General features: G+C 51.5%; 28 protein-coding genes and 2 tRNA genes. 3 read left to right on the forward strand and 27 right to left on the reverse strand.

The features are described 5' to 3' along the window. Positions 1 to 2: 2 nt before the first annotated feature. Genes ACYVBJ_RS15115 through ACYVBJ_RS15135 form a run of 5 tightly spaced genes read right to left on the reverse strand, consistent with a single transcriptional unit; the run spans position 3 to position 3,516 of the window. A complete protein-coding gene (locus tag ACYVBJ_RS15115; RefSeq protein ID WP_460983145.1) occupies positions 3 to 593 on the reverse strand; it encodes a kinetochore Spc7 family protein in 591 nt (196 codons plus the stop codon). Then, the gene (locus ACYVBJ_RS15120) at positions 550 to 885 is read right to left on the reverse strand and encodes a hypothetical protein (protein ID WP_460983146.1); all 336 of its coding nucleotides are present in this window, start codon (positions 883 to 885) and stop codon (positions 550 to 552) included. Before ACYVBJ_RS15120 ends, ACYVBJ_RS15115 begins: the two co-directional genes overlap by 44 nt. A gap of 12 nt (positions 886 to 897) precedes the next feature. Next, positions 898 to 1,851 (reverse strand): DUF6712 family protein, encoded by a 954-nt coding sequence (locus ACYVBJ_RS15125; protein ID WP_460983147.1) that lies wholly within the window; start codon positions 1,849 to 1,851, stop codon positions 898 to 900. A 1-nt stretch (position 1,852) separates the two neighbouring features. Beyond that, the gene (locus ACYVBJ_RS15130) at positions 1,853 to 3,259 is read right to left on the reverse strand and encodes a hypothetical protein (RefSeq protein WP_460983148.1); all 1,407 of its coding nucleotides are present in this window, start codon (positions 3,257 to 3,259) and stop codon (positions 1,853 to 1,855) included. Beyond that, positions 3,256 to 3,516, reverse strand: a complete 261-nt coding sequence (locus tag ACYVBJ_RS15135) for a hypothetical protein (protein WP_460983149.1) — start codon at positions 3,514 to 3,516, stop codon at positions 3,256 to 3,258. Before ACYVBJ_RS15135 ends, ACYVBJ_RS15130 begins: the two co-directional genes overlap by 4 nt. Before the next feature lie 116 nt (positions 3,517 to 3,632). On the opposite strand from ACYVBJ_RS15135, the gene ACYVBJ_RS15140 reads away from it, so the two are divergent. Together ACYVBJ_RS15140 and ACYVBJ_RS15145 are read left to right on the forward strand one after the other, a co-directional pair. Then, the gene (locus tag ACYVBJ_RS15140; protein ID WP_460983150.1) at positions 3,633 to 3,854 is read left to right on the forward strand and encodes a hypothetical protein; all 222 of its coding nucleotides are present in this window, start codon (positions 3,633 to 3,635) and stop codon (positions 3,852 to 3,854) included. Between the two features lie 85 nt (positions 3,855 to 3,939). After that, on the forward strand, positions 3,940 to 4,758 hold the full coding sequence (locus ACYVBJ_RS15145) for a hypothetical protein (RefSeq protein ID WP_460983151.1): 819 nt from the start codon (positions 3,940 to 3,942) through the stop codon (positions 4,756 to 4,758). Positions 4,759 to 4,883: 125 nt separating this feature from the next. Here the strand turns inward: ACYVBJ_RS15145 and ACYVBJ_RS15150 are convergent. From ACYVBJ_RS15150 to ACYVBJ_RS15240, 19 genes are all read right to left on the reverse strand, one after another. Next, positions 4,884 to 4,968 (reverse strand) — tRNA-OTHER (locus tag ACYVBJ_RS15150). A gap of 3 nt (positions 4,969 to 4,971) precedes the next feature. Then, complete coding sequence (locus ACYVBJ_RS15155) at positions 4,972 to 5,730, reverse strand: hypothetical protein (protein WP_460983152.1); 759 nt, start codon at positions 5,728 to 5,730, stop codon at positions 4,972 to 4,974. 263 nt (positions 5,731 to 5,993) lie between these two features. Continuing rightward, on the reverse strand, positions 5,994 to 6,530 hold the full coding sequence (locus ACYVBJ_RS15160) for a hypothetical protein (protein WP_460983153.1): 537 nt from the start codon (positions 6,528 to 6,530) through the stop codon (positions 5,994 to 5,996). A gap of 13 nt (positions 6,531 to 6,543) precedes the next feature. Then, a complete protein-coding gene (locus ACYVBJ_RS15165; RefSeq protein WP_460983154.1) occupies positions 6,544 to 7,017 on the reverse strand; it encodes a JAB domain-containing protein in 474 nt (157 codons plus the stop codon). Next, positions 7,014 to 7,241 (reverse strand): hypothetical protein, encoded by a 228-nt coding sequence (locus ACYVBJ_RS15170; RefSeq protein ID WP_460983155.1) that lies wholly within the window; start codon positions 7,239 to 7,241, stop codon positions 7,014 to 7,016. Before ACYVBJ_RS15170 ends, ACYVBJ_RS15165 begins: the two co-directional genes overlap by 4 nt. After that, positions 7,234 to 7,845 carry a hypothetical protein gene (locus ACYVBJ_RS15175; protein ID WP_460983156.1) on the reverse strand — a complete coding sequence of 204 codons (612 nt, stop codon included), beginning with the start codon at positions 7,843 to 7,845 and terminating at the stop codon, positions 7,234 to 7,236. Before ACYVBJ_RS15175 ends, ACYVBJ_RS15170 begins: the two co-directional genes overlap by 8 nt. Positions 7,846 to 7,899: 54 nt before the next feature. After that, entirely contained in the window at positions 7,900 to 8,820 is a 921-nt protein-coding gene (locus ACYVBJ_RS15180) for an ArdC family protein (protein WP_460983157.1), read from the reverse strand. 566 nt (positions 8,821 to 9,386) lie between these two features. After that, complete coding sequence (locus tag ACYVBJ_RS15185) at positions 9,387 to 11,174, reverse strand: hypothetical protein (protein WP_460983158.1); 1,788 nt, start codon at positions 11,172 to 11,174, stop codon at positions 9,387 to 9,389. Then, positions 11,152 to 11,775, reverse strand: coding sequence for a hypothetical protein (locus tag ACYVBJ_RS15190; RefSeq protein ID WP_460983159.1), 624 nt, complete (start codon positions 11,773 to 11,775; stop codon positions 11,152 to 11,154). The genes ACYVBJ_RS15185 and ACYVBJ_RS15190 overlap by 23 nt, the downstream gene beginning before the upstream one ends. Positions 11,776 to 11,785: 10 nt before the next feature. Then, a complete protein-coding gene (locus ACYVBJ_RS15195; RefSeq protein WP_460983160.1) occupies positions 11,786 to 12,064 on the reverse strand; it encodes a hypothetical protein in 279 nt (92 codons plus the stop codon). After that, positions 12,030 to 12,281 carry a hypothetical protein gene (locus ACYVBJ_RS15200; RefSeq protein WP_460983161.1) on the reverse strand — a complete coding sequence of 84 codons (252 nt, stop codon included), beginning with the start codon at positions 12,279 to 12,281 and terminating at the stop codon, positions 12,030 to 12,032. The genes ACYVBJ_RS15195 and ACYVBJ_RS15200 overlap by 35 nt, the downstream gene beginning before the upstream one ends. Continuing rightward, positions 12,278 to 12,451 (reverse strand): hypothetical protein, encoded by a 174-nt coding sequence (locus ACYVBJ_RS15205; RefSeq protein ID WP_460983162.1) that lies wholly within the window; start codon positions 12,449 to 12,451, stop codon positions 12,278 to 12,280. Before ACYVBJ_RS15205 ends, ACYVBJ_RS15200 begins: the two co-directional genes overlap by 4 nt. A gap of 3 nt (positions 12,452 to 12,454) precedes the next feature. Further along, complete coding sequence (locus ACYVBJ_RS15210) at positions 12,455 to 13,054, reverse strand: hypothetical protein (RefSeq protein ID WP_460983163.1); 600 nt, start codon at positions 13,052 to 13,054, stop codon at positions 12,455 to 12,457. Further along, positions 13,035 to 13,703: a hypothetical protein gene (locus ACYVBJ_RS15215; RefSeq protein ID WP_460983164.1), complete on the reverse strand. Its 669-nt coding sequence runs from the start codon at positions 13,701 to 13,703 to the stop codon at positions 13,035 to 13,037. Before ACYVBJ_RS15215 ends, ACYVBJ_RS15210 begins: the two co-directional genes overlap by 20 nt. Positions 13,704 to 13,766: 63 nt before the next feature. Beyond that, complete coding sequence (locus ACYVBJ_RS15220) at positions 13,767 to 13,967, reverse strand: hypothetical protein (protein ID WP_460983165.1); 201 nt, start codon at positions 13,965 to 13,967, stop codon at positions 13,767 to 13,769. Between the two features lie 12 nt (positions 13,968 to 13,979). Then, complete coding sequence (locus ACYVBJ_RS15225) at positions 13,980 to 14,516, reverse strand: hypothetical protein (RefSeq protein ID WP_460983166.1); 537 nt, start codon at positions 14,514 to 14,516, stop codon at positions 13,980 to 13,982. Between the two features lie 61 nt (positions 14,517 to 14,577). Then, the gene (locus ACYVBJ_RS15230) at positions 14,578 to 14,925 is read right to left on the reverse strand and encodes a hypothetical protein (protein WP_460983167.1); all 348 of its coding nucleotides are present in this window, start codon (positions 14,923 to 14,925) and stop codon (positions 14,578 to 14,580) included. Positions 14,926 to 15,016: 91 nt separating this feature from the next. After that, positions 15,017 to 16,087: a hypothetical protein gene (locus ACYVBJ_RS15235; RefSeq protein WP_460983168.1), complete on the reverse strand. Its 1,071-nt coding sequence runs from the start codon at positions 16,085 to 16,087 to the stop codon at positions 15,017 to 15,019. 90 nt (positions 16,088 to 16,177) lie between these two features. Then, a complete protein-coding gene (locus ACYVBJ_RS15240) occupies positions 16,178 to 17,668 on the reverse strand; it encodes a S49 family peptidase (protein ID WP_460983169.1) in 1,491 nt (496 codons plus the stop codon). 142 nt (positions 17,669 to 17,810) lie between these two features. On the opposite strand from ACYVBJ_RS15240, the gene ACYVBJ_RS15245 reads away from it, so the two are divergent. Continuing rightward, positions 17,811 to 18,044, forward strand: a complete 234-nt coding sequence (locus tag ACYVBJ_RS15245; protein ID WP_460983170.1) for a hypothetical protein — start codon at positions 17,811 to 17,813, stop codon at positions 18,042 to 18,044. An 88-nt stretch (positions 18,045 to 18,132) separates the two neighbouring features. Here the strand turns inward: ACYVBJ_RS15245 and ACYVBJ_RS15250 are convergent. The 3 genes from ACYVBJ_RS15250 to ACYVBJ_RS15260 all read right to left on the reverse strand — a co-directional run bounded on the left by ACYVBJ_RS15250 (position 18,133) and on the right by ACYVBJ_RS15260 (position 19,182). Then, positions 18,133 to 18,234 (reverse strand) — tRNA-Ser (locus tag ACYVBJ_RS15250). 4 nt (positions 18,235 to 18,238) lie between these two features. Then, positions 18,239 to 18,712, reverse strand: a complete 474-nt coding sequence (locus ACYVBJ_RS15255; RefSeq protein ID WP_460983171.1) for a hypothetical protein — start codon at positions 18,710 to 18,712, stop codon at positions 18,239 to 18,241. 20 nt (positions 18,713 to 18,732) lie between these two features. Further along, positions 18,733 to 19,182, reverse strand: coding sequence for a hypothetical protein (locus ACYVBJ_RS15260; RefSeq protein ID WP_460983172.1), 450 nt, complete (start codon positions 19,180 to 19,182; stop codon positions 18,733 to 18,735). Between the last annotated feature and the right edge of the window lies 1 nt (position 19,183).

Consider the following 19,183-nt stretch of genomic DNA (forward strand, 5'->3'; position numbering starts at 1 on the left):
GGTTAAAAGAGAATAGCGGCTACCCCGGCCAGAAACCCACCTATAACACTAACTGCGGACCAGCTCCACTTCCGGTTCTGGAGGGTATGGATATAATCGACCGTCGCCCGGGCAATCTGATCAGGTGTGGTTATTGATTTGCGGACGCGTCTGGGCAGGGCATTGACGATCTGCGCGATCGTATCCTCGGCCTGTTGAAGTTTAGATTTAGCGATGTTCAGATCATTCTGGAGGGAATTCATTTTAGCGGCCAGCATCTCAAGCTGCGCTTTATCGTGTTTTCCAACCAGAGCCTGGTCGTCCATGGCGCGACGAGTCGCCTTGATTTCTTTCTGAAGCGAATCGATTGCCTGACGGGCTTTTACTCGCAATTGGTCGGCGGCTTGAAGTTTAGCTTTAACGTTCGCATACAGGGCCGAATCCATCGCCACACCGGTTTTGTATGGGAATGGCTGGTTACGTACCATCGCCTGCACGCTCTGGGCGTCAGCGGGCGTAAACAAGGCACAGAGAGCCGCCAGGCCCAACGCAATCAGCAGCAGGGCGGCTTTATGGCAGCGTGACGTGTACCGAGTCGAATTTAGTTTCAGCATGGTTGAAGGAGGTTACGGTAGAATCTGCATTGGCCCGCACAATCAAGAGTTCGTTGGCTGACTGATCAGCTTTGTGCTGAAGCCGTACCCGGGTGGTATCGGCGTAGATGACTGTGGGGGTGGATGGTACCGCTTTTGGCTTGGGCTTGCAGCTGGTCATGTCTATGACTTGAACAATGATCAGAACTCTGATCCCTAGTCTCAGGCTTGGCATTTCATCGTCGAACAAGAGTTTCCAGATAAATTCAAAAACAAGAGCAGCAATCAGGGCAAGAATGCAGGATGTGAGCATAGTGGTACGGGTTTAAAGCATGGCGACAGCACCACCACCCAGCAGGCCACGGCCCGTTGGGGTAGGTTCTGAATCTGGTGTTGCGGTGAGGGTAGCGAGGTTATTTTCGAACGTACTCCAGAATAGCGCACACTGCTTTTGCAGGTTGTCCATCACCCAGCCGAGGTGTTCCTTATCAGGAGCCTGGTAGTACTGCGCATTGCCGTACTGTGAGCCGTAATTGACCTGCACGTTGGCGCCGTTCAATTCGATACTCAGGCTGGGCAGAGCCTCGATGACGGCCTGAAAGGCCAGCGCCCGCAGGAGCGGCCGTTTAACCCGGCCTAGCTGACTTTCGGTAATGGTACCGGGCAACTGCTCAATGCGCTCAAAAGCGGAAGCGCCCAGATCCTCTTCCACCCGCTGAATGAAGGGGCGAAGCGCCCAGAACGTCAGCCAGCGATCCTGAATGGGGTAGCACTTGCTGAACTCGACCGGGCTTTTGAAAATCGATTCCTGATACTCCTGATAGAAGGGGGAGTCTGGCCAGGTAGGGAACGTAGGCGGCTGACTAGCCACCAGGGTGATCAGCTCATCCATCGAGCGCCAGCCGATCTCCAGTAATTTGCGCTCCAGCTTTAAGGTCTGGTATTCGAACGCAGCCTTACGGCCATCAGCGGCCGATACGGTGATGCCGTCATCCCCGATCTGCACCTCAGCAAAAGGCAAATACCCGGCGAACCCGATACGGGCGACGGCGACTCGGGCCAGGTGTAACGCCCGTTGTTCGTGGCGGTGGGCGTTCAAATAACTATCATCCTTATCCGCCAGCTCGTAAATCTGCTCGGTTAGGTCATCCCCCAGGAAACGGGGCAAAATGGATAATTCAGCCGCTTCCAGTTCAGGAATAGCGGCCTCCAGGGAGAAGTTTATGTTGACCGGAACGTACTGGGCAAACTGTTCCGTCGTGCCGTCGAAAAGTCTCATGTTAGCTTAGGATTTTTTTGGTGCCGGCACCGGTGTCGAGCGTCGTTAAGATCTTGTCGCGGAAGCGGAACCGCAGATCCGGGAAGCGGGCTTTCCAGCCATTGTATTCAGCCACAAACTCTAATGGCTCAATAAGCATATCGCGGAACGGAGCCAGCATTTCCAGGGCAATCAGATAGGCTTCGCGTTTGTCAGAACCGCCCGATCGAGCACCCATTTTCTCACCACCGGCAAAGCCCACCAGAGTAGGGTCGACGCCCAGGGTGTAGAAGATATTGGCAGCCGCTTCGAGATTATCCTCGATGTACTTGCCGTCCTTCATGGGGTCGGTCACGGGCGTCAGCGTGACAAAATCACGCACCTTGCCATCGGGGTTTAGGGGCGCTTTCATGGCCGTGACCAGCAGGGCCCCGGCGTTTTCTACGTTGGTCAGCATGCGCGTGACCGAATCGATCCACTCTTTGCGCAGCTGCCGACGCGTTTCGTCGGTCACGCCCGCGCCGATGTATTTATCCCCGTATAATTCCGGCCAGTAATCCTCGTCGATCTTGATGTGATACTTGATCGACATCTGATTTTTGAGGAGGAATTTCTTGAAGGCGGGAATCGCCAGGTGCACATCCAGCCAGCCCGATTCAACGATGCTGTAGTGGTGCGCCAGGCTGTAAAACCGTTGGCCCGGGGTTGGGTAGGAAATTGGATAAACGCAATTGTAAAACGAGGACTCCCGGAGCCAGTCGACCCGATCCCAGCGGTAGGGGTCGAGGGCGTTGATCTTGATGGTACGGCCGTCGCCGGTGGTGGCGCTGGGCCAGTTGGCATTCAGATACACATGGGGCAGATTTCCCCGTTCGTCCATCCTACACCAGCGAACCTCTTCGGCGTTGAGCGGGTGCAGCTGCACGATTTTGCTGCGGTCCTTGCTGAGCAGCATTTCGGGCCAGCCGTTAAAGAACCAGGCCGCATCGCCCGCCATTTCGCGCAGATACAGCCGAAACAAGTTGTTATTGAGAAACGCGTTGATTTCCCGCGTTACCGGGTCGTTTTTAGGCAGGGCCCGGTCAATTTCCTTGCCTTCCTCATCCAGATCTTCCAGCACCGCTTTTACGCCTTTGCCGGTCAGCATCGAGGCTACTTTGCCTAATGTGGTCGGAATGATGGGGTCTTTGCGATACAATTCAGCAATCCGCTGCGGGAAATCATTGCCATCGCCCCAGGGCATAATATCACCACCGAGTGAGGGATACATAGCCCAATCGGGCTGGGCAACGGTGGGTTGAGCGCCCGGACTCGTGATCAGACCCGACCGGCGGGCGGGACGGTCGTTTTCGAGGGCAATGCTCACGCCGGCGTGGGGAACAATTACCACGTCATGCGCATCACCGGTGAAATAATGGAGGCTACTCATGCCACATCTTGCCCATTGAAGTAAAGAATGAGATCAAGGTGAACGGGAACTATATCGCTAGTGCCGAGGGGCTGGAGATTCACCGTGCGGTTTTTTGAAGGTTGCTTAGTGAGCAGCACGGCCTTATGAAGTTCACGAATCTGACCACCCTTCTGGCGTTTGCGATCGGCGGTGACGTAAATGAGGCTGAACGGCCTAGGTTTGTTGATCCCAACCGTCAGCCTCATTTGCTTTACTAGTTCCCGCACCTTGATCATAAGGAGGGCAAATTGGAGTCCTCAGCAGCCCTCAGCCGCGACACCCGCGTTGACGCAGGGAACAGAGATGCCTTTAGGCCGTTAGGAAATCTTAACGCCTTTTTGTATTTTTGGGCATGGCTAAGGATGAAAAAGGCACGCACGACGCATTCGAGATACTGGTTAACAGCCCGTATTATTGGTCGCTGACTGGCGAGTCCAACAACCTACGTCGGCAGTTTAGCAGTATGCTGAAGAACGGCAAAGGCATTAGTCTGGATAAAAAAGAAGATATGCTTGCCAAAGCCGGTTTTACGGTGAAGCAGGAGAAGATATGGAAGCTGCCTTCGGGCAATTAAGAATTTTTTTGTTTGAAAGTGGACACCCTCGGCGCTATGCGTTGGGGGTGTTTTGTATCTAATTTTAAACTATAAATTCGCTTTGATGAAATCACTATTACTCACAATCATCGCTTTACTATTTCTGTTTCAACCTAGCCAAGCAGTCCCCACACCAACAGATACGTTAAAACGTCAACAGATTGTGATGGCTAAACAGCTTGATAGCTTATCAAAGGGTTTACAAAGGGTAACCCGAACAAATGACTCCTTGAATAAAGAGCTGTATTACTACCGGGCTAAGGATGATTTTTATGTAATGGCCGTAGACCGGCAGGGAAGCCACTTTGAATGGCTTGTCGGTATTGCATTAGGATTTACTGGTTTAGTCACCTATGGATTTTTTTGGAGTAAGATTAATGCAGTAGAAAAATCGTTTCGACAAGCAATTAATAAGTTCGAAAGGGAATCGGCTAAGACGACTTTTAAACTGCATAAACAAGCTTATGACACCCTAGGTATTGCGGCTGCTCTATTTAGAGGTTTTAGTGGTCTATCATTAGACGATGATGAAGGAAATGAGCCTATTATTCCATTAATATCCACGCAGTTATCAATGCTTGATGAGATAATTCATGCCTACATTTTAATACAAAACGAAGAAGATCAGCATGATATAGATGATACAGCTAAAACGGCAACAAGTCTTATGCAAGATTTACATAGGGAGGTTAGTTTAGCCTTTGAGGGAGATCGGCTCAAAATAGATAAAGATGAAGGGTTGAAAGTATTTGATCATGATGGAGTTAAACAGTTAAACTCCTTGCATAAAATGGTTGCTGAAATTAAAGATACTGCTGTACGAATTGCACTTATGAATGCCATATTGCAGCTAGAACAGTTTAAAGCACTTGTCTTGAACTAACCCTATTAATTATTATATAAAGCCCCGCTGCTGAGTAGTGCAGCGAGGCCGGTAGGGAACGGCTCTGCTTGTACGTATCGCGCCGTCCTTGCTGAAGTGATACGTAGCGGGGTCGAAAAGATTTGTTCGCCGGGACGGAGTCGAACCACCGACTTCCGGATCTGGCCCTAACTCCAGCTCCGGTCCGCTAACCATCTGCGGCACCAGCGATTTTTAAAACGGGTAATTTTGAAAAGGGTTATTTTCAAACTTTAACGTTCTCCAGTCAAACCGATACATTTCTTCCTCCGCCCAGGAAGTCGGTGGAATAATGCTGAACAGTGAGCCCTGGGAGGATAAAGCCGACGTAATATCATCACTTAAATACCAACTTGTCGACTGAAACTCGTTAAAAACAAAGATAAAGAATTGAGCAAAAACTACCGCGAAAACAGCAGCAACAGCATTTATCAGATTTTCAAAGGATGCTTTCTCAAACTGCTCATGTCGATTGTGTTTTACAAGGTTATAACCTTTGTACCAAGTCAAAGGATTCTTAGCCGTCCAATCTGAAAACGGCCTAATTTCTTTCTGACCGTTCGCCCAGACGTTAATAAGAAGCCGGTACTCATCTAGCCGGGTCGCTGCATTTATTTTTGCATAATCGTCCATGGTCCAATTGCCTTTCTTGGTGTACCCATTGGCCATTAAAATCTTTTTTGCATTCTGTTCAAACTCAGTGGACGCTCTTAACAGCATCTCATAGATCCTGTAAGAGTAGGTTTTAAGATTTGCGTCAGCTGGTTCTACGTACTCGAAGAGGTTTATCAAATCTTTTTCCAGCGTATGATATGCACGAATGATCTCGAACCTGTCAGCGGCATATAAAGAATCGGCAATGTGGCTATTATCAATCGCTAATCCAGGCAAGTTAAATTGGTCAGGACGTTCGAATGGGCGAATGATTCGTTTGTAAGGTCTATCAAGTTTCATCAGACGGTTAAGTTTTGGCAACACATCTGACGAATATAGGAGCTGATGCGGAGCCAATAGCGGGCTTTTCTTTTTTTGCTTCTTTTTTTCTTTTCCCCCAAGACAGGAAAAGAAAAAAAGAAGTCGCGCCCGACCTCTCCACTACGTTTGTAGTTGACCGGAACGCAAAAAAGCCCGTAGCGACGAACTACGGGCTTTGTGGTGCCTAGTGCAATTTTAGAAGGGTATAGGCAGGAATGGGCTAAAAAGGGGCTTCTATGGGCTTACAGAATGGAATGGGTTTTACCTCCGTACTCTTCGGCTGTAATCTGGCCTAATACGTTCTCGTACATGGCCCATATTTTGCCCTCCTGCAATAATACGCGAATCGAAACGGGGAATTTTTCCCAGTAAACAAACTTCACAATCGTATCATCTTCGCGGCTTTTCTGGATGGCTTGCCGGGGCAGATAGGGCGCTACGTCGGGCGGTGGTGCAGTCGCTGGTGCGGGGGTGGGTATTGCATCCGGATGCGGTATAAATTCTCCGGCAACCTTCAAAATGCTAAGGGTTACCAAACCGTTAATGCCTATACTGCGTAGCTCTTTGGTCTTATAGTCTCGGTTTGGGCTGGCTTCCTGCTTTGTACAACGGGGGTAGGCTCTACAGGCTTGCTTTACGTACAGTTCAACCGATTTCAATAATAGTTCGGGGTCATTCAGTAATACGTTGTCAACCTTCTTGATAAAAGTCAAAACATACTCCTGCAAGCGGTTTGCCGGTTTCATCTGGCTACTGATTCTAACAAAATACTGTTGCATGGTGTGGCGGGGTTTATAGAATGCCTTCGTCAGCAAACGATAGGTATACGTGCGGTTCTGGCCCTAAGATCAGATGATCTAAAACAGGACATTCCAACAACCGGCCGATTTCCTTAAACTTTCGGGTTAGGTCTTTGTCGGCCTCGCTGGCTTTCATGTTGCCGCTGGGGTGGTTGTGAGCCAATATGATACTGCTGGCGTGGCAACCTAAAGCAACCTGATAGATAATTTTCGGGTCTGCCAGTGTGCCCGCTATGCCGCCAACGGAAACTTTATAAATGCCTAGAACCTCGTTTGCCCGATCAAGGCATAAAATATAAAACTCCTCAAGCCGGTTTATCTGGTCGCTCCAGTACTGGCGCAAAATGAAAAAAGCGTCCGAGCTTTTTAAAATCCGTTCGCGTTTGCGGCTCCGGTCAACGTTGTACTGCACCGTGATTTCACCAACGCAAAACAGGCGCTCTATATCGTGGGGTATAATGGTCATAATTCTAAAGGCTCAATGAGTTCAAACAACGTGTTATCAACAGTATAGATGAGCGGGGTTAGCAACTCGGACGAATACCAGAAAATGCGGTAAGCTGTCCGGTTGCCTTGTGTCACCCTGAAAATTCCGGCCGTGTACGGCTCCTGAATGGCTTTTGCCGGTGGGCGAGTGCGCCGAAACTCCCGGCGCAACTCGTCGACCAACAATAAATCAAATTCACTCACGACTGGCAACGGCTAACAATTCCGTTTCTTTCTCTTCGATTTTGGTGTTAAAAACCGCCTTTAGAGACTCTACCACAAGGGCCGCTAAACCGTGATTCTTGGCGTTAAACTCCCGGTTGTTATCGTCAAAAATGGCAATCCGTCCATACCGGTGGTTGTCGTCCTTGTCGACCTCAAAGCTGAACTGTTTCAGTTCGGCCAGTTTCGATTTAAGGTTTTGCAACTGTTGGTTTATCAGTTGCAACTGGCGAGACTTATCAATCTGAAATTCGATTTCATCGGCTCGGCTTCGGGTCGGTGCCGCTGGCTGAACCGGTGCCGGTGCTGGCGTTACTGGCTCTGCCGGTGGTGTGCTGGCTTGCACCGTCGGTTCTGGCGCTGGCTCGGCTTGCGGGGCTTCCTGCTCCGGAACCTGCGGCTGTGGGTAGGTTGTCGGCTCGGTGATCGCGTCGGGGTTCTTCTCCTTCGCTTCTGCAATCAGTTGCGAAACCGGGGTAATGGCTCCCGGCTTGATCTTGAATCCTGCACCGTTTGAAGGGTTACCATTTGAACCATTTGCACCGTTTGCAGTGCCGTTTCCGTTAACGTTTGGCGTACTTTTCATCTTGTTTGAAAGTGTTTAAACTGGTTATATAAATTGGATTTGCGGTAATGCTGGTTAATAGTGGCCGTTCTCGGCTCGATCCATCAGGAACGTGTACGCGGCCTGTGCTTCGCTGGCTGAATCCCAAATGAATTTCTTATCCTTTTTCAGCTTTTTCAGCCAGTTGGCAATGTAACTATGCGCGTTATCCTGAACTTTCGCGGTATCAATACCGTGTCGATTGCACAGAAAACAGGCACCCAATTCTGCAACTAATTCCTCTTTACTGTAATTGGTATCGCCAAACCGTAGTGCATCGGTTAAGGTCGGGCGGTTTAACCGGCTCGAATGGCCCGTCCAGTGCGTTAGCTCGTGAAAAAGCGTTGCATAGTAGTGTTCGGACGTTTCAAAGCGGGTCAACTCCGGAATGACCACCACATCAGCCGCTTTATTAAAATACGCGTCCTCTATCGGGCTGTTTATCAGCTTGGGGCCTAAGTTGAGGGCCGCAACGAAGTCCGCACAAATTGCAATCTCCTGATTCTCGGCGTTTCCTTTACGGCTTACGGGCTTGATCGGGCACCCTTCTACGTCCTGCATATTGAATACAGGAAACAGGCGTATATACGGGTATCTTTTTACGTTCTTGTCTCCGGCCTTGATGCGTTTTAGGGCCTCTTCCTCTTTCAGCCGTGCGTTCGTTTTGGCATCCCGATAGATGCAATCATGAAAATATACGGCTGTACTTTTCGTCCCTTTCTTTACTTTGCCGCCTGCCTCGTTGATCTGGCGAAGGGTGGCAAAATAGGGCGTTTGATACGGCTCTAACAGCATTAAAAGCTGGTTGATACCTCTGTACTTATGGCCTGTAAAGTGGTTCTGTGCGGGTTCTACAAATCCCCAAGGTTGATGCCAAGGCACCACACCTTTTTCCAGACTGTTAATAACTCTAGCGGTGACCTCTGCAAAGTGGTCGCGTTTTGCAATCGTTTCCATCTCGTTTTTTTTGTTTGAAAGTGTTACTGATTCATGCTTAAAAATTGGGCATACTCTGCCCCTTGGCGGTTTTTCCGCTTGCTTTCTTCCTGACCATACATCAAAGAACTAGCCCATTTTCCCGCCTGATACGACCACCAAGTACCTGCCGCCTAATTCCCACCCAAACCCATACTTTTCCCACCCAAAAATCACCCTGATTTATGCCCTAACTCCCTGACTATCACATAATAAAGGTACGAACTACCGTTAGTAATTCCTAACGCTATGCACACTATTTTTGAAATTTAGAAACGGTATAAACTATTATCAATCAGTGAGTTAACTTCTTTTTTTCTCGTGCGCTTCGCGCCCGGCACGCAGTGCCCCCCATGACACGCACAGGGGAGAAATGCAATTGCACTAGGGGGGGAGGGGGCGATATATGAAAGGGCGGCCATGTGTGGCCGCCCTTGCGTTGACTGTCCGAAAAGGTGAGTTTTGGGCCGCTGGTGCCCTTACGTTAGCTGTCCGATAAGATGAGAAGGGGTTAGTTGGTAGGTCGCTCCCTTACGTTAGCTGTCGAGTTAGGTTAAGAATATCGCATCGAGACTACCCGTTTTAGAGCCGAACCGATGCAGCAGGTGAGCGCCCCATAACAACGTATCCGCAGCATCCGAGAAGTGGGTTGTTTCCCGTTGGTCGAGGTCGAGGTTCTTTTCATCGCCCTTGTCCTTACGAAAGCCGTTCGTTCCCTGCTGGATCTGGGTCTGTTGCATGGAGATACGCACGAACTGGCAGTTCTCCTTATTGAAACCAATCCGGAATAACTGACCATCACCACCACCACGCAGGCAGCGGCCCCATAGTTCGTACCGGTTCTCTGGGTTGGGGGTAGACCCGATGTACCGATCAACAACAACCCAGCCTTCCTTCATCAGGATTTCTTTGAATACATCCTTAGGAGAAGAAGCACTGGTAGCTGAGGTACCGATTGCGGTATGGTCATAGAAGTAGTTGATTCGCTTATTACCATGGTAGCGGTAATACTGGCAGAATGCCTTAGCCACGTCCTGCATACGTTCGGGGTGACGTACATACAACTCCTTCAGGATGCGGTACTGCCTTCCGTGGGGTTGGCCTACCAGTAGGGGGTTGATGTGGGCACCATAGTCGAGAGCCACGTCGAGGGGCGCATACTTATCGACATCCGCATCTTTACGCGAATCCTCAAATAAGCCCTTACCGAACTGATCGAACTCTTTACTATCCAGAAAACTATAATCGAACTGATCATAAAAATGATGTTCGTCGAGGTCGGGGTAAAAGGCATTGACCGTTAAGAATGGTCGACGGTTCAGGATAGCCGTCTGAAAGATGAAGCAGGGTAGCTTCTCGCGCAGTTTGGCGATGTTCTTGGCACCAAAGCCGTGGATGTTGTCCAGCGTTGAGGCTTCACTGAAGAATACGGTGTTGCCCCTCAGTTGATCCCATGTAGCCTGTAGCGATGCAATTTCTTTAAGAATTGCACCGCGCTTTTTGGGATAGGCAATCAGGTTCTCATACAACGCATAGATTTTCGTGCGGATGTTGAGCAGGGCGTTGACGCGACTAAAGCCAAGTCGTTTCTCCTGCTCCAGCATTCGTTTCTCTTCCTCCAGTATCCACATGGCCGCCTTACTGGTGGGCATGTCGGTACAGAATAAGAGGCTGTGAAATTCCGGGATGCCGCCAAAGAATCGCTCATCACCCCGGTTGGTCATCAATAATTCATTGTCGAGTTTGGCCTTATCCAGAAATTTGGCCTCATCGCCGGCGATCCAGTGCACAGTTTTACCATTGGCGGAACCGGGTCGGTCCTGGCTGACCATCGAGGCCACGGCACCATTGCGAAAAAAGATGCAGTGTTCGGTCGTGATCGGGCCGACGATGGGCTGAGGAACGTTAAATTTCTTAGGTGGGCGCTCCCTGACCCAGAAATCGCGGCCCCGTACCCAGCCCATCTGCTCCCATCCCTTGATGACGGGGGGCAGTGTACGTTCGAGCAATTGCAGGTATGTAGATCCTACAAAACACCCGTGGCTTCGAGGCATCACTTCCACGTTCCGGAACGTTCGGGGGGCGATCAGCCCTTCAGACTTACCGGTACCACGGCCCCAGACGGCATACTCTTCGTTGGCTCCTACGCTCATCGACCGCAGCTGCGGCTTATTGAAGTGGCGGCTAACGGTTACGATGTCATCAGACAGGGCGTTCCAGTCGATGTCGACGTGCGCCATACGCACGGCCGCTCCCAAATCACCTAGGAGCAGATCATCGAGTTTATAGCGATCAGGTAGGTGCTTTCCACCCTTAGGGTTGGGGGCTGCTGACATCTTCGTAGTCGTCGAAAAGTTCTTCCTGTTTCTTTTTGTCGTCGGCCATCATCCGCTCGATCATCTTGTCGAGGGCTTCATCACTGATCAGCTGACCACCCAATTGCTCGGGGTTGTAGTTGACAATGTTAATGATGGTTTTATTTTCGACTTTCTCTTCGGGCTTGTTGGCGCCGATCAATTCGCTGTACAGCTTACGTAGGGCTGCCAGTGAACGTAAATCGCCCTTGCGTTTCGCCAGGCGCATGTCGTCACGCACTTCTTCAATGAGCATCACGCGCTCATAGGCCAGGTTAGGCTGGTCCTCCATCGCAAAGAAGCGTTTGGTGTCCTCCAGGTAGTTGCGGGCCGTCCGGGACGTAATGCCGGGTATAGCTTTCATGACGGCATTGACCTGGTGGGTCGTTTTGGGATAACGACCGGTGGAGAGCAGCCCATGAACCAAGATCCATCGGTCCAGCTGCAATTGCAGATCCTTGGAGAGCGTAAGTTTGTCAGGGTCGCTGTCCGGCCGACGATCGCGGTAGAATTTTACGATCTTATCAAACTTATCATCCCATCTGGTCTGCGCATTTGTTGTTAGGGTGAGTTCGGTACTCATAAGGATCGCACTAAAGCGTGCGGGCTTCTAGGTCATCGAGCACGCGCAGAGCCAGCGATTGGGCCGGTCCTGAGCCTTGCTTGGCGAGGGTTAGGATGGATTTTCGCAGTTCCAGCTTTGATTTGAGCTTACCGCGCTGGTAGGCCCGGTACGCATCGCTGGTTTCGTCGAGTAGTTCTTCTTCAAAGTCCGCGGTATCGACATCAATGATGATGGCGGTTTCGTCCGGGCTGAAGAAGTAGCTGGCCAGATTCTCAATCTGGGTCAGCTGGTCCTTGGTCAAGTTCATCAGGTTGTTTGGCGCGGATTTCGTATTCCCAGAGGGGTTTATCTTCGCTATCGCCGTAGGTTTTAGTCAGCTTCAGTTCGATGCCCTGCTTATTCACTTTTCGTATGAAGGCACCCAACAGCTTTTGCTCCAGGTCGGTACTACGTTCGCGGTGGGTGAAGGTCAAAACAGGCTCATCGGCCTCGTTTAAGGATATTCTGATCAGGTCTAATTTCATGTGTCACGGTTTGGGCTTCTTAGGTTGAGCAGGGTTTTGGTAGCAGAATACAGCAGCCATACCCGGTCCTGCACGGGTGATCCTTTACTCCAATTCCAGTTGAATTTCCAGAGCGTTGGCAGGCGAATGATGCGGTTTACCAGGCTTCGTTTCTTGATCACGACTATCATCTGTTAGGCTTCGAAGGGTTTAGCTTTTTGCATTTCCGCTTCGATCCATTCCCGGTGGAATTCCGCTACGTCGCGGCTCTCGGTCACGACGCCCGCTTCGATACGGGGGTTGTTGGTGTAGTTGGCCGATCCGTTGATGGTGATGTTCCAGGCCTCGTTCTGAATTGTCGTTACTTTGGCATGGCAGATCGACAGCGCTACGTGGGCCAGGTTATGTTTGGCGAAAGCATACACGCTGGGGTTCCGCACTCTTACGCGCACGTCGAGCAGCGCTTTCAATTCCAGAATAATGCCTTCCTCAAGTCCCTGCACCAGAAGCCGGGCGGGTTCTTCGGTCATCGACCAGGTAGCCAGCGTTATGCGGGCTGGTCCGGTTTGCCGGAGGATGTGCAGCAGCAGATCGTGCGTGCTCCAGAGTCCGGCAGTGGCGTAGTGGTAGGAGTGCCCGGGCTCGATAGCCGGGAACACTGAAGCGACAGCATCCGAAACTCGACCGATGAGTGAATGGGTTTGCCCAGGCTGCTCAGCAACCGGGCGCACCCCGGCCTGCTGGTGCTGGGGGATACTATAATCGTGGGCATCGTCAATCGTGAAAAGAGACATCGTTAAGGGAGGTTACAGAATCACCCTGACCATTTATGGCCGAAAGCTGCTGTTCGACCTGGTAGAGTTCCTTACGGTACTGCTCCAGCAACTGCACGGGTTTTTCCTGCTGTTCAGCCGTCAGAATGGTCCTGAGCTTGTTTTGATAGCGGGTGATGTAGGTACGTAGGGTGTTGCGTCGTTTCAGTAGATCCGCCGGCGTTTGTTCGGCATCGATGCTGGCCACCTCGGGCATATAGCCGTGCTGATCGAAGAAATCCTTCCGGCCATAGATGACGCCCAGCTGATCCCGGATTTCCAGAATCCGAAACGCCCAGTCTTTTAGCTCCGGGCTTTCATAAACGCCACTGTTGAGCTGGTTGCGCATGCGCTCCTTCAGCACGGTACGTTCGTCCATCAGAATACCCGCGTCCTGGAGGGATGCCGTCAGCGGTTCGGGGTAGCTGGCCTGGCGGGCCTGCTGCTCGGCCACCAGCTGCTCATGCTTTTCGGTTAGGGCGAGCGTTAGTTTCTGCCGGTTGTAATCATCATCGCCGGTTTTCAGCATCGAGAGCATGAACCCCGGCCCAATCAGCCGTTCGTACAGCACGACACCTTCACCGTAAACAGGTTGTTCCAGCCAGGCTGCGAGTTGGTTTATTAGATCCATAAGTGAGGAAGGGAAAACAAAGAAGCCCGGCAAAACCGGGCTTCTTTTGCCATTTGTCCACCATTACACGGGCGCAGGGCTCACGTCTAATTTCTTTAAATAAGGTACCTGTTCCGGGTGCTGAAGCAGGAAGTAGGCATCCTCGGCCGACAGGTTTGCCAGGTCGAATTCACGCCCGGCAAATCTGATCGGCATCCGGTCGGCCTCCTGTAGACCGACGATCTCATAATGCTTTCCGCGTTTCATGGTCCGTTTACGAGGCATACGCAGTTAGGATTAGGCAGCTGGCGTCGTTGGGACGGCGGCTTCATAAATCATGATATCAGGCTGGTAGGCCATTACCTCGAACTCGGTGCCTTTACCCCGGCCGCTGGTTGTGCCGGTCTTGAAGTTTGGCGAAACATAGGCGCACCACTGTTTTGCGCCGATCTGAATCATTGTACCATCAGAAAGCGGCACGATGAACACGAACTTGCCGTTTTTGACCCGGTTAACGAAGGCAATCGATTCTTTCTTCGAGCCGGGATAGAAGAACTTGAAGGTCGGTTTGAAGGAACGACCGTCGATCTCACCATTGAGCGCCTGTTCGAGTTCCGATGTATCAATGGTCGTGTAGACGGTCAGGAATTTCTTGCCTGACTTCATGATGTGCGCGACTTTAATCACGTACTTATCGTCGGCATCCGAAGGCGACGCGGCTGGCTCTCCGAACGTCAAAATGTCTTCATGGGGCGTAAAGAAGAAGAACTGCTGCGTTCCACCCATGTTGTTCTCGGTGCCGTCTGGTCCGAGTAAATCTTTGTAGTCTGCCACTGTAGTTAAAAAAGTTGAGGGTTAGCGTCAGGCAGAGGGCCTGGTCGAGCGAATTACAGACTTAGGCTTTTTCAACCAGGCGCAGGTTCGCTACGCCCTCATCCACCAGCTCTTTGGCTAGTTTGGCATCTTCCTTCAGGCGATTCAGCGTAACGAGTTTGCCGGCCCACATAAATTCCGAGATCAGCTCATAGCTTAGTTTGCCAATCGTCAGTTGAGGATGTTTCTGCACAGCTCCCTGCTGCTTCTCCAGCTGCTGCTTTAATTCAGTAATGACCGTGTTGGCCGTAGCCAGGTCGGTATCTTTTTGCTGAGCTTCTTTTTGCAGCTTTACATTTTCGGTTTCAGCCGTTTGAAGCTTTGTCTTCAGCTCCAGAATTTCTTTGTCTTTTGGGTCCTGATCAGCCATGATCTTGGCTTTGGGGTTAGCTAATCCGGGGCTGCAGCTTTTTCAGCAGCCCCGGATCAGAATGGGTTAGAAATAGTCAGATGAGAGTGGCTTATACCTGGTCGTTGACGAATAGCGATTCGAGATCGGCGATTTCGTACGACAGGATCATTTTCATGATGGCCTTGTAACCGTGCAGCGTTTCCACCACTTTACCCAGTGAGCTGAAGTCGCTCGTCAGGTTGGTACCCATGTACAGGTTTTCCTTACGGGTACCAATGATGCGCTTGCTGGCACCCATCCAGGTGCAGGGCTTAATCTTCCACTGGCGGCCTGAGCCGTAGATGTAACCGGCTAATTCGCCTTCTACGTCGAGGTAGCTCGTTCCGTTGGTGAATTTGTTCTGCACGTGGATCATGTAGCTGTCGTACGTATCGAAGCTGGTGTAGACAACACCGCCCAGTTTACGCTGAGCGACCGGAATACCCCGGTAGAAGCCGACAATCTTGTCGTAGGCGTTGGTGTCGGTGATCAGACCCGTTGCGATCTTGTTGCTTGACGGCAGCGTCGAGTACTCCTCGGCGATGATGGTACCGAAACCTTTGGCAATCGAAGAGTTGTTGACTTCCTCAAACTTCACCGCGTGCGTTTCCGGTGTCTGGCCGGCCGTGGTTGCCGTTACGACTTCATAGAAATCGTCCTTGTACAAGAAGCGCTGACCAACCGTGTAGGCCGTACCTGCGTTGAAGGCCAGGATGTCTTCCGAATCAAACGAATCAAAACTGTTGTCGTTGATTTCAGACTGAACAACTTTTACCTGCTCCTGCCAGAAATACTGGGCAAAACCCTGCGGATATTCTTTGGCATTGGGGCTGAGCTGCTCCGACAAATACGTATCACGAAGCTCTTCCGGAATTACCTTGAAGATCTTCATGGCTGTATGCGGTACCAGTTTCCGAACCGACATGGTACCATGCTGGCCCTTCGGTTCTTCGATGCTGGTGTTGTTCGGCCGAAGGCCCTTGTTGCCTTTGTATTTAGGCAGGTTGCGCGGTACCGTCAGGTTCCGAACAACGGTTACATCATTGGCGATATCCAAGCCATTTACCACCGAACCAATGATGGTCGGGGCATACTGGCCCGCATAGTTGCGGATCGCCTGAATGTCATTTACTTGTGGCATTTTCTTCTGTCTGTTAAAAAAAAGTTCGGTTGGGTACTCGAAAGCAGTTGCGGGGAACCGCATCGGCGGTCCGATGAGTGAATGGGGGTGTTAGTTGATGCCGAGGGTGGCTTTCATTTTCTTCAGCTCCGCATCGGTATCGCTGATGTCGCTGGCCTCAGAATCGCCGGCTGTTTTCTCGTCGGTTTTCTCCGACTTGCTGCCCAGGTGACCGGGCTGTTTGCCGAGTTTTTCGTTTTCTCCCTTCAGGCGGGTGATTTCTGCGTTAGCTGTATTGAGGTCAGCTTGAAGCGTTTGAGCGGCTACGATATCTGATTCGCTGACAACGGCTACGTTGAAGCCAGCGGCTTCAAATTCAGCGTTGATAGCCGTAATCTGGTCTGCTGTTACGTCGGCCGCAGCAATACCTTTAATGCCTGCTAGTGCAGTCATTCTGATTAAACCTAACATGTCGTTGGAATTGGGGTTGGGGTTGGAATTGAGCGTTAAGGGAGCCGCAGCCGCCGTAGGGGCTGCTGGCTCCGGGGTGACCTCCTGAGCGGAGGTTATGGGCGCACTATTGGGCGCAGATGAATCAGAGGAATTTGTCTGAACGACAGCCGATTGAGGGCTTGTTTGTCCAGTGCTGGTATCAGGTTGTGTGCGATTTGTGTGCAACTCAACAACCTTAGCGACGGCGGTATCCAGGTTGCCGTACCCGTCGATGAGACCCAGTTCAATAGCTTTACCAGCGTAGAACAGACCGCCATTGAATACGTCAGCATCTTTGGTGGCGGGCTTCAGGCGGGCACCCCGACCTTCTTCCACAGCTTCCCGGAACAGGTCAGCCGCCTGGTTGAGATCTTCGCGCAGGAGCGTGGTGTCACCCTCCAGGGCATCCAGGTACGGTTTGTTTTTCTGGGTAGAGCGATCGGAGTAAACCGAAATGTTTTTGATACCCTCTTTGGCCAGGGCTTCCCGGCTATCACGCAGGGTCACAAAAACACCAATTGAGCCGATCTGGTCGGTCTTCTGAGTGGCGTAGATAAAATCGGAGCCGCAGGCCAGCCAGTACGCAGCTGAGGCCATCAGCCCTTCGTTGACCACCGAAACGGTTGGTTTCTTGGGGTCCCGAATGACATCGTATAGCGTTGGCGTTCCTGAGAGCTGACCGCCCGGGCTGTCGATGAGGCACACCACGCCGATGATCTTCTCATTGGCGTACGCCTGGTTGATCGCGCGGCAATAATCTTCGGTACCGTACGAGCAGCAGGTGCTTTCTTTAAAAATGGCACCCCGGATGTCGACGACGAAAACTGAGTTTTCGGGTAGTTCCGGATCGTCTAGTGCGTAGCGACGGTCCGCCGTAGCGGTTTGGTGGGCTGGGGCGTCTGCACTGCCTGCTGCTGTTGGAGCAAGCGCGAAACCAAGGCGAGTGATGGATTCACCGCTACTTTCTTCTTCGTCGTCTTCACTGGCTTTTAGGGGTAACGAACCGGTCAGATAGGCATTTACGATGGGTAAATGCTGTTCTGCGAACACTGGCTCGATCAGCCAGGTGTGGCGCATAAATGCCGAAACGGTCCGGAAGGGCTTATTCATGGGCCGAATCTGCCGCTCTTCCAACCCCTCAGGCGCGACACCCGCGTTGACGCATTCAGGGTAAAACTTATCTTTGTCTGCTCAGTCAGTAGATTACCACGAGGTTTCCCCGGGCCGCCGTAGCGGTAACTCCTTGTCACTTATGCCTTATCGTATCCCTGGTTGCGAGCGACCACTTCCCGCGCAATCCCCGCGCGAGCTAGTACACTTTCTGATGGGTAATACACGTACCCACTACAGCCGTTCGGTGAATACCTTCATGCGTCATTTCGCCATGACCTTTCAGGATTTCACCGGTGGCCAGCGACTCTCCAGTAGTTGCCCTGACCAGTTTGTGGCAGACCTGGTTGAGAAAGGATGGCTGGCGGTGGCATAAAAAAAGCGCTGCTCCAAATCGGACCGCCGAAGCGGGCGCAGCGCTTTCCAAATAACCGTATTAACCAAGTTTAAAACTTCCCAAATTGCAGAGAGACCGGGGCTCGAACCGCTCCGGCGGCCCGGCCGGAGGTCGCGAAAGCGACCACAGATTAGCAGTCTGTTCCATTCAACCATTCTGGCACCTCTCTAAAACTAATATGTAAGAATGGGGGCGGGTTGGGTTAACTGGCCTTTAAAGCTTAGGGTAGCTCCCTGCCGATCGCCCGCAGCAGCTCCGGTTTTGAACTCATACGACAACTCCAGGTTTTCCAGTTTGCTGCCCACTCGTCGGCGCTGTCCGTTATTGTCGATAATTTCAACGACAAACCGGTGTCGAACCAGTTCGGCCAGCTGCTGCCGGCGCTCGGCTGAATCGCCGGGTAGAAACGCGTTTACCGTAACGTTCCAGATCGGGCCGTTATCGGTCGTTTGTTCGTCCTCGCTAAACGCTTTGGTGCCTTCTGTTCCGTAACAATCGAACCAGCGGTAGCCACTGTAAAACGTAGCGGGCGTGGTAGGACCGTTGGTGGCCGGTGTCGGCATCGCCTGGATGCCGACCACCGGAGTAAAGCGGATGAGGTAATTCCCGCCTACGTTATTACCACCAGAGAAGAGAAGGTCCATCATTGTGATACAAACCTATCCTACTACCTGACTGCGGCCCGCGACACCCGCGTTGACGGCCGATCGTTCCACTGCGGCATCGTGTAGGCTGAATTAAGGCCAATGATGCGGGGATGTGGTGTGTTATGATCCCGACGGCGCGTAGATTTCCGGGTAGCTATCTTGCACTGTTCCAGAATCTTGATTTGTCGGCTCATCGTCCGGATTTCATCCAGCGTATAAAATTTATGCTTGGGCGGATGCAGATACATGTTCAGCGCCTGACCAAACTCTTTGGTCGACACCTCCAGCGTTTTGGCCGAGATGCTAATCCGCTTGATGTGTTCTGAGCTTTTGAGCGCTTCCAGGCTGGGAGTAAATACAATATTGGCGGTGGCTCCGATCTGCGAGATCAGGCGGGCTAACCGGGCGCTCGTTTTAGAGGCTCCAATAACAATAACGTCTGCGTGTACGGTGGTTCTTTCGGATTTCATG

It is taken from the genome of Spirosoma fluminis, from assembly GCF_054778895.1.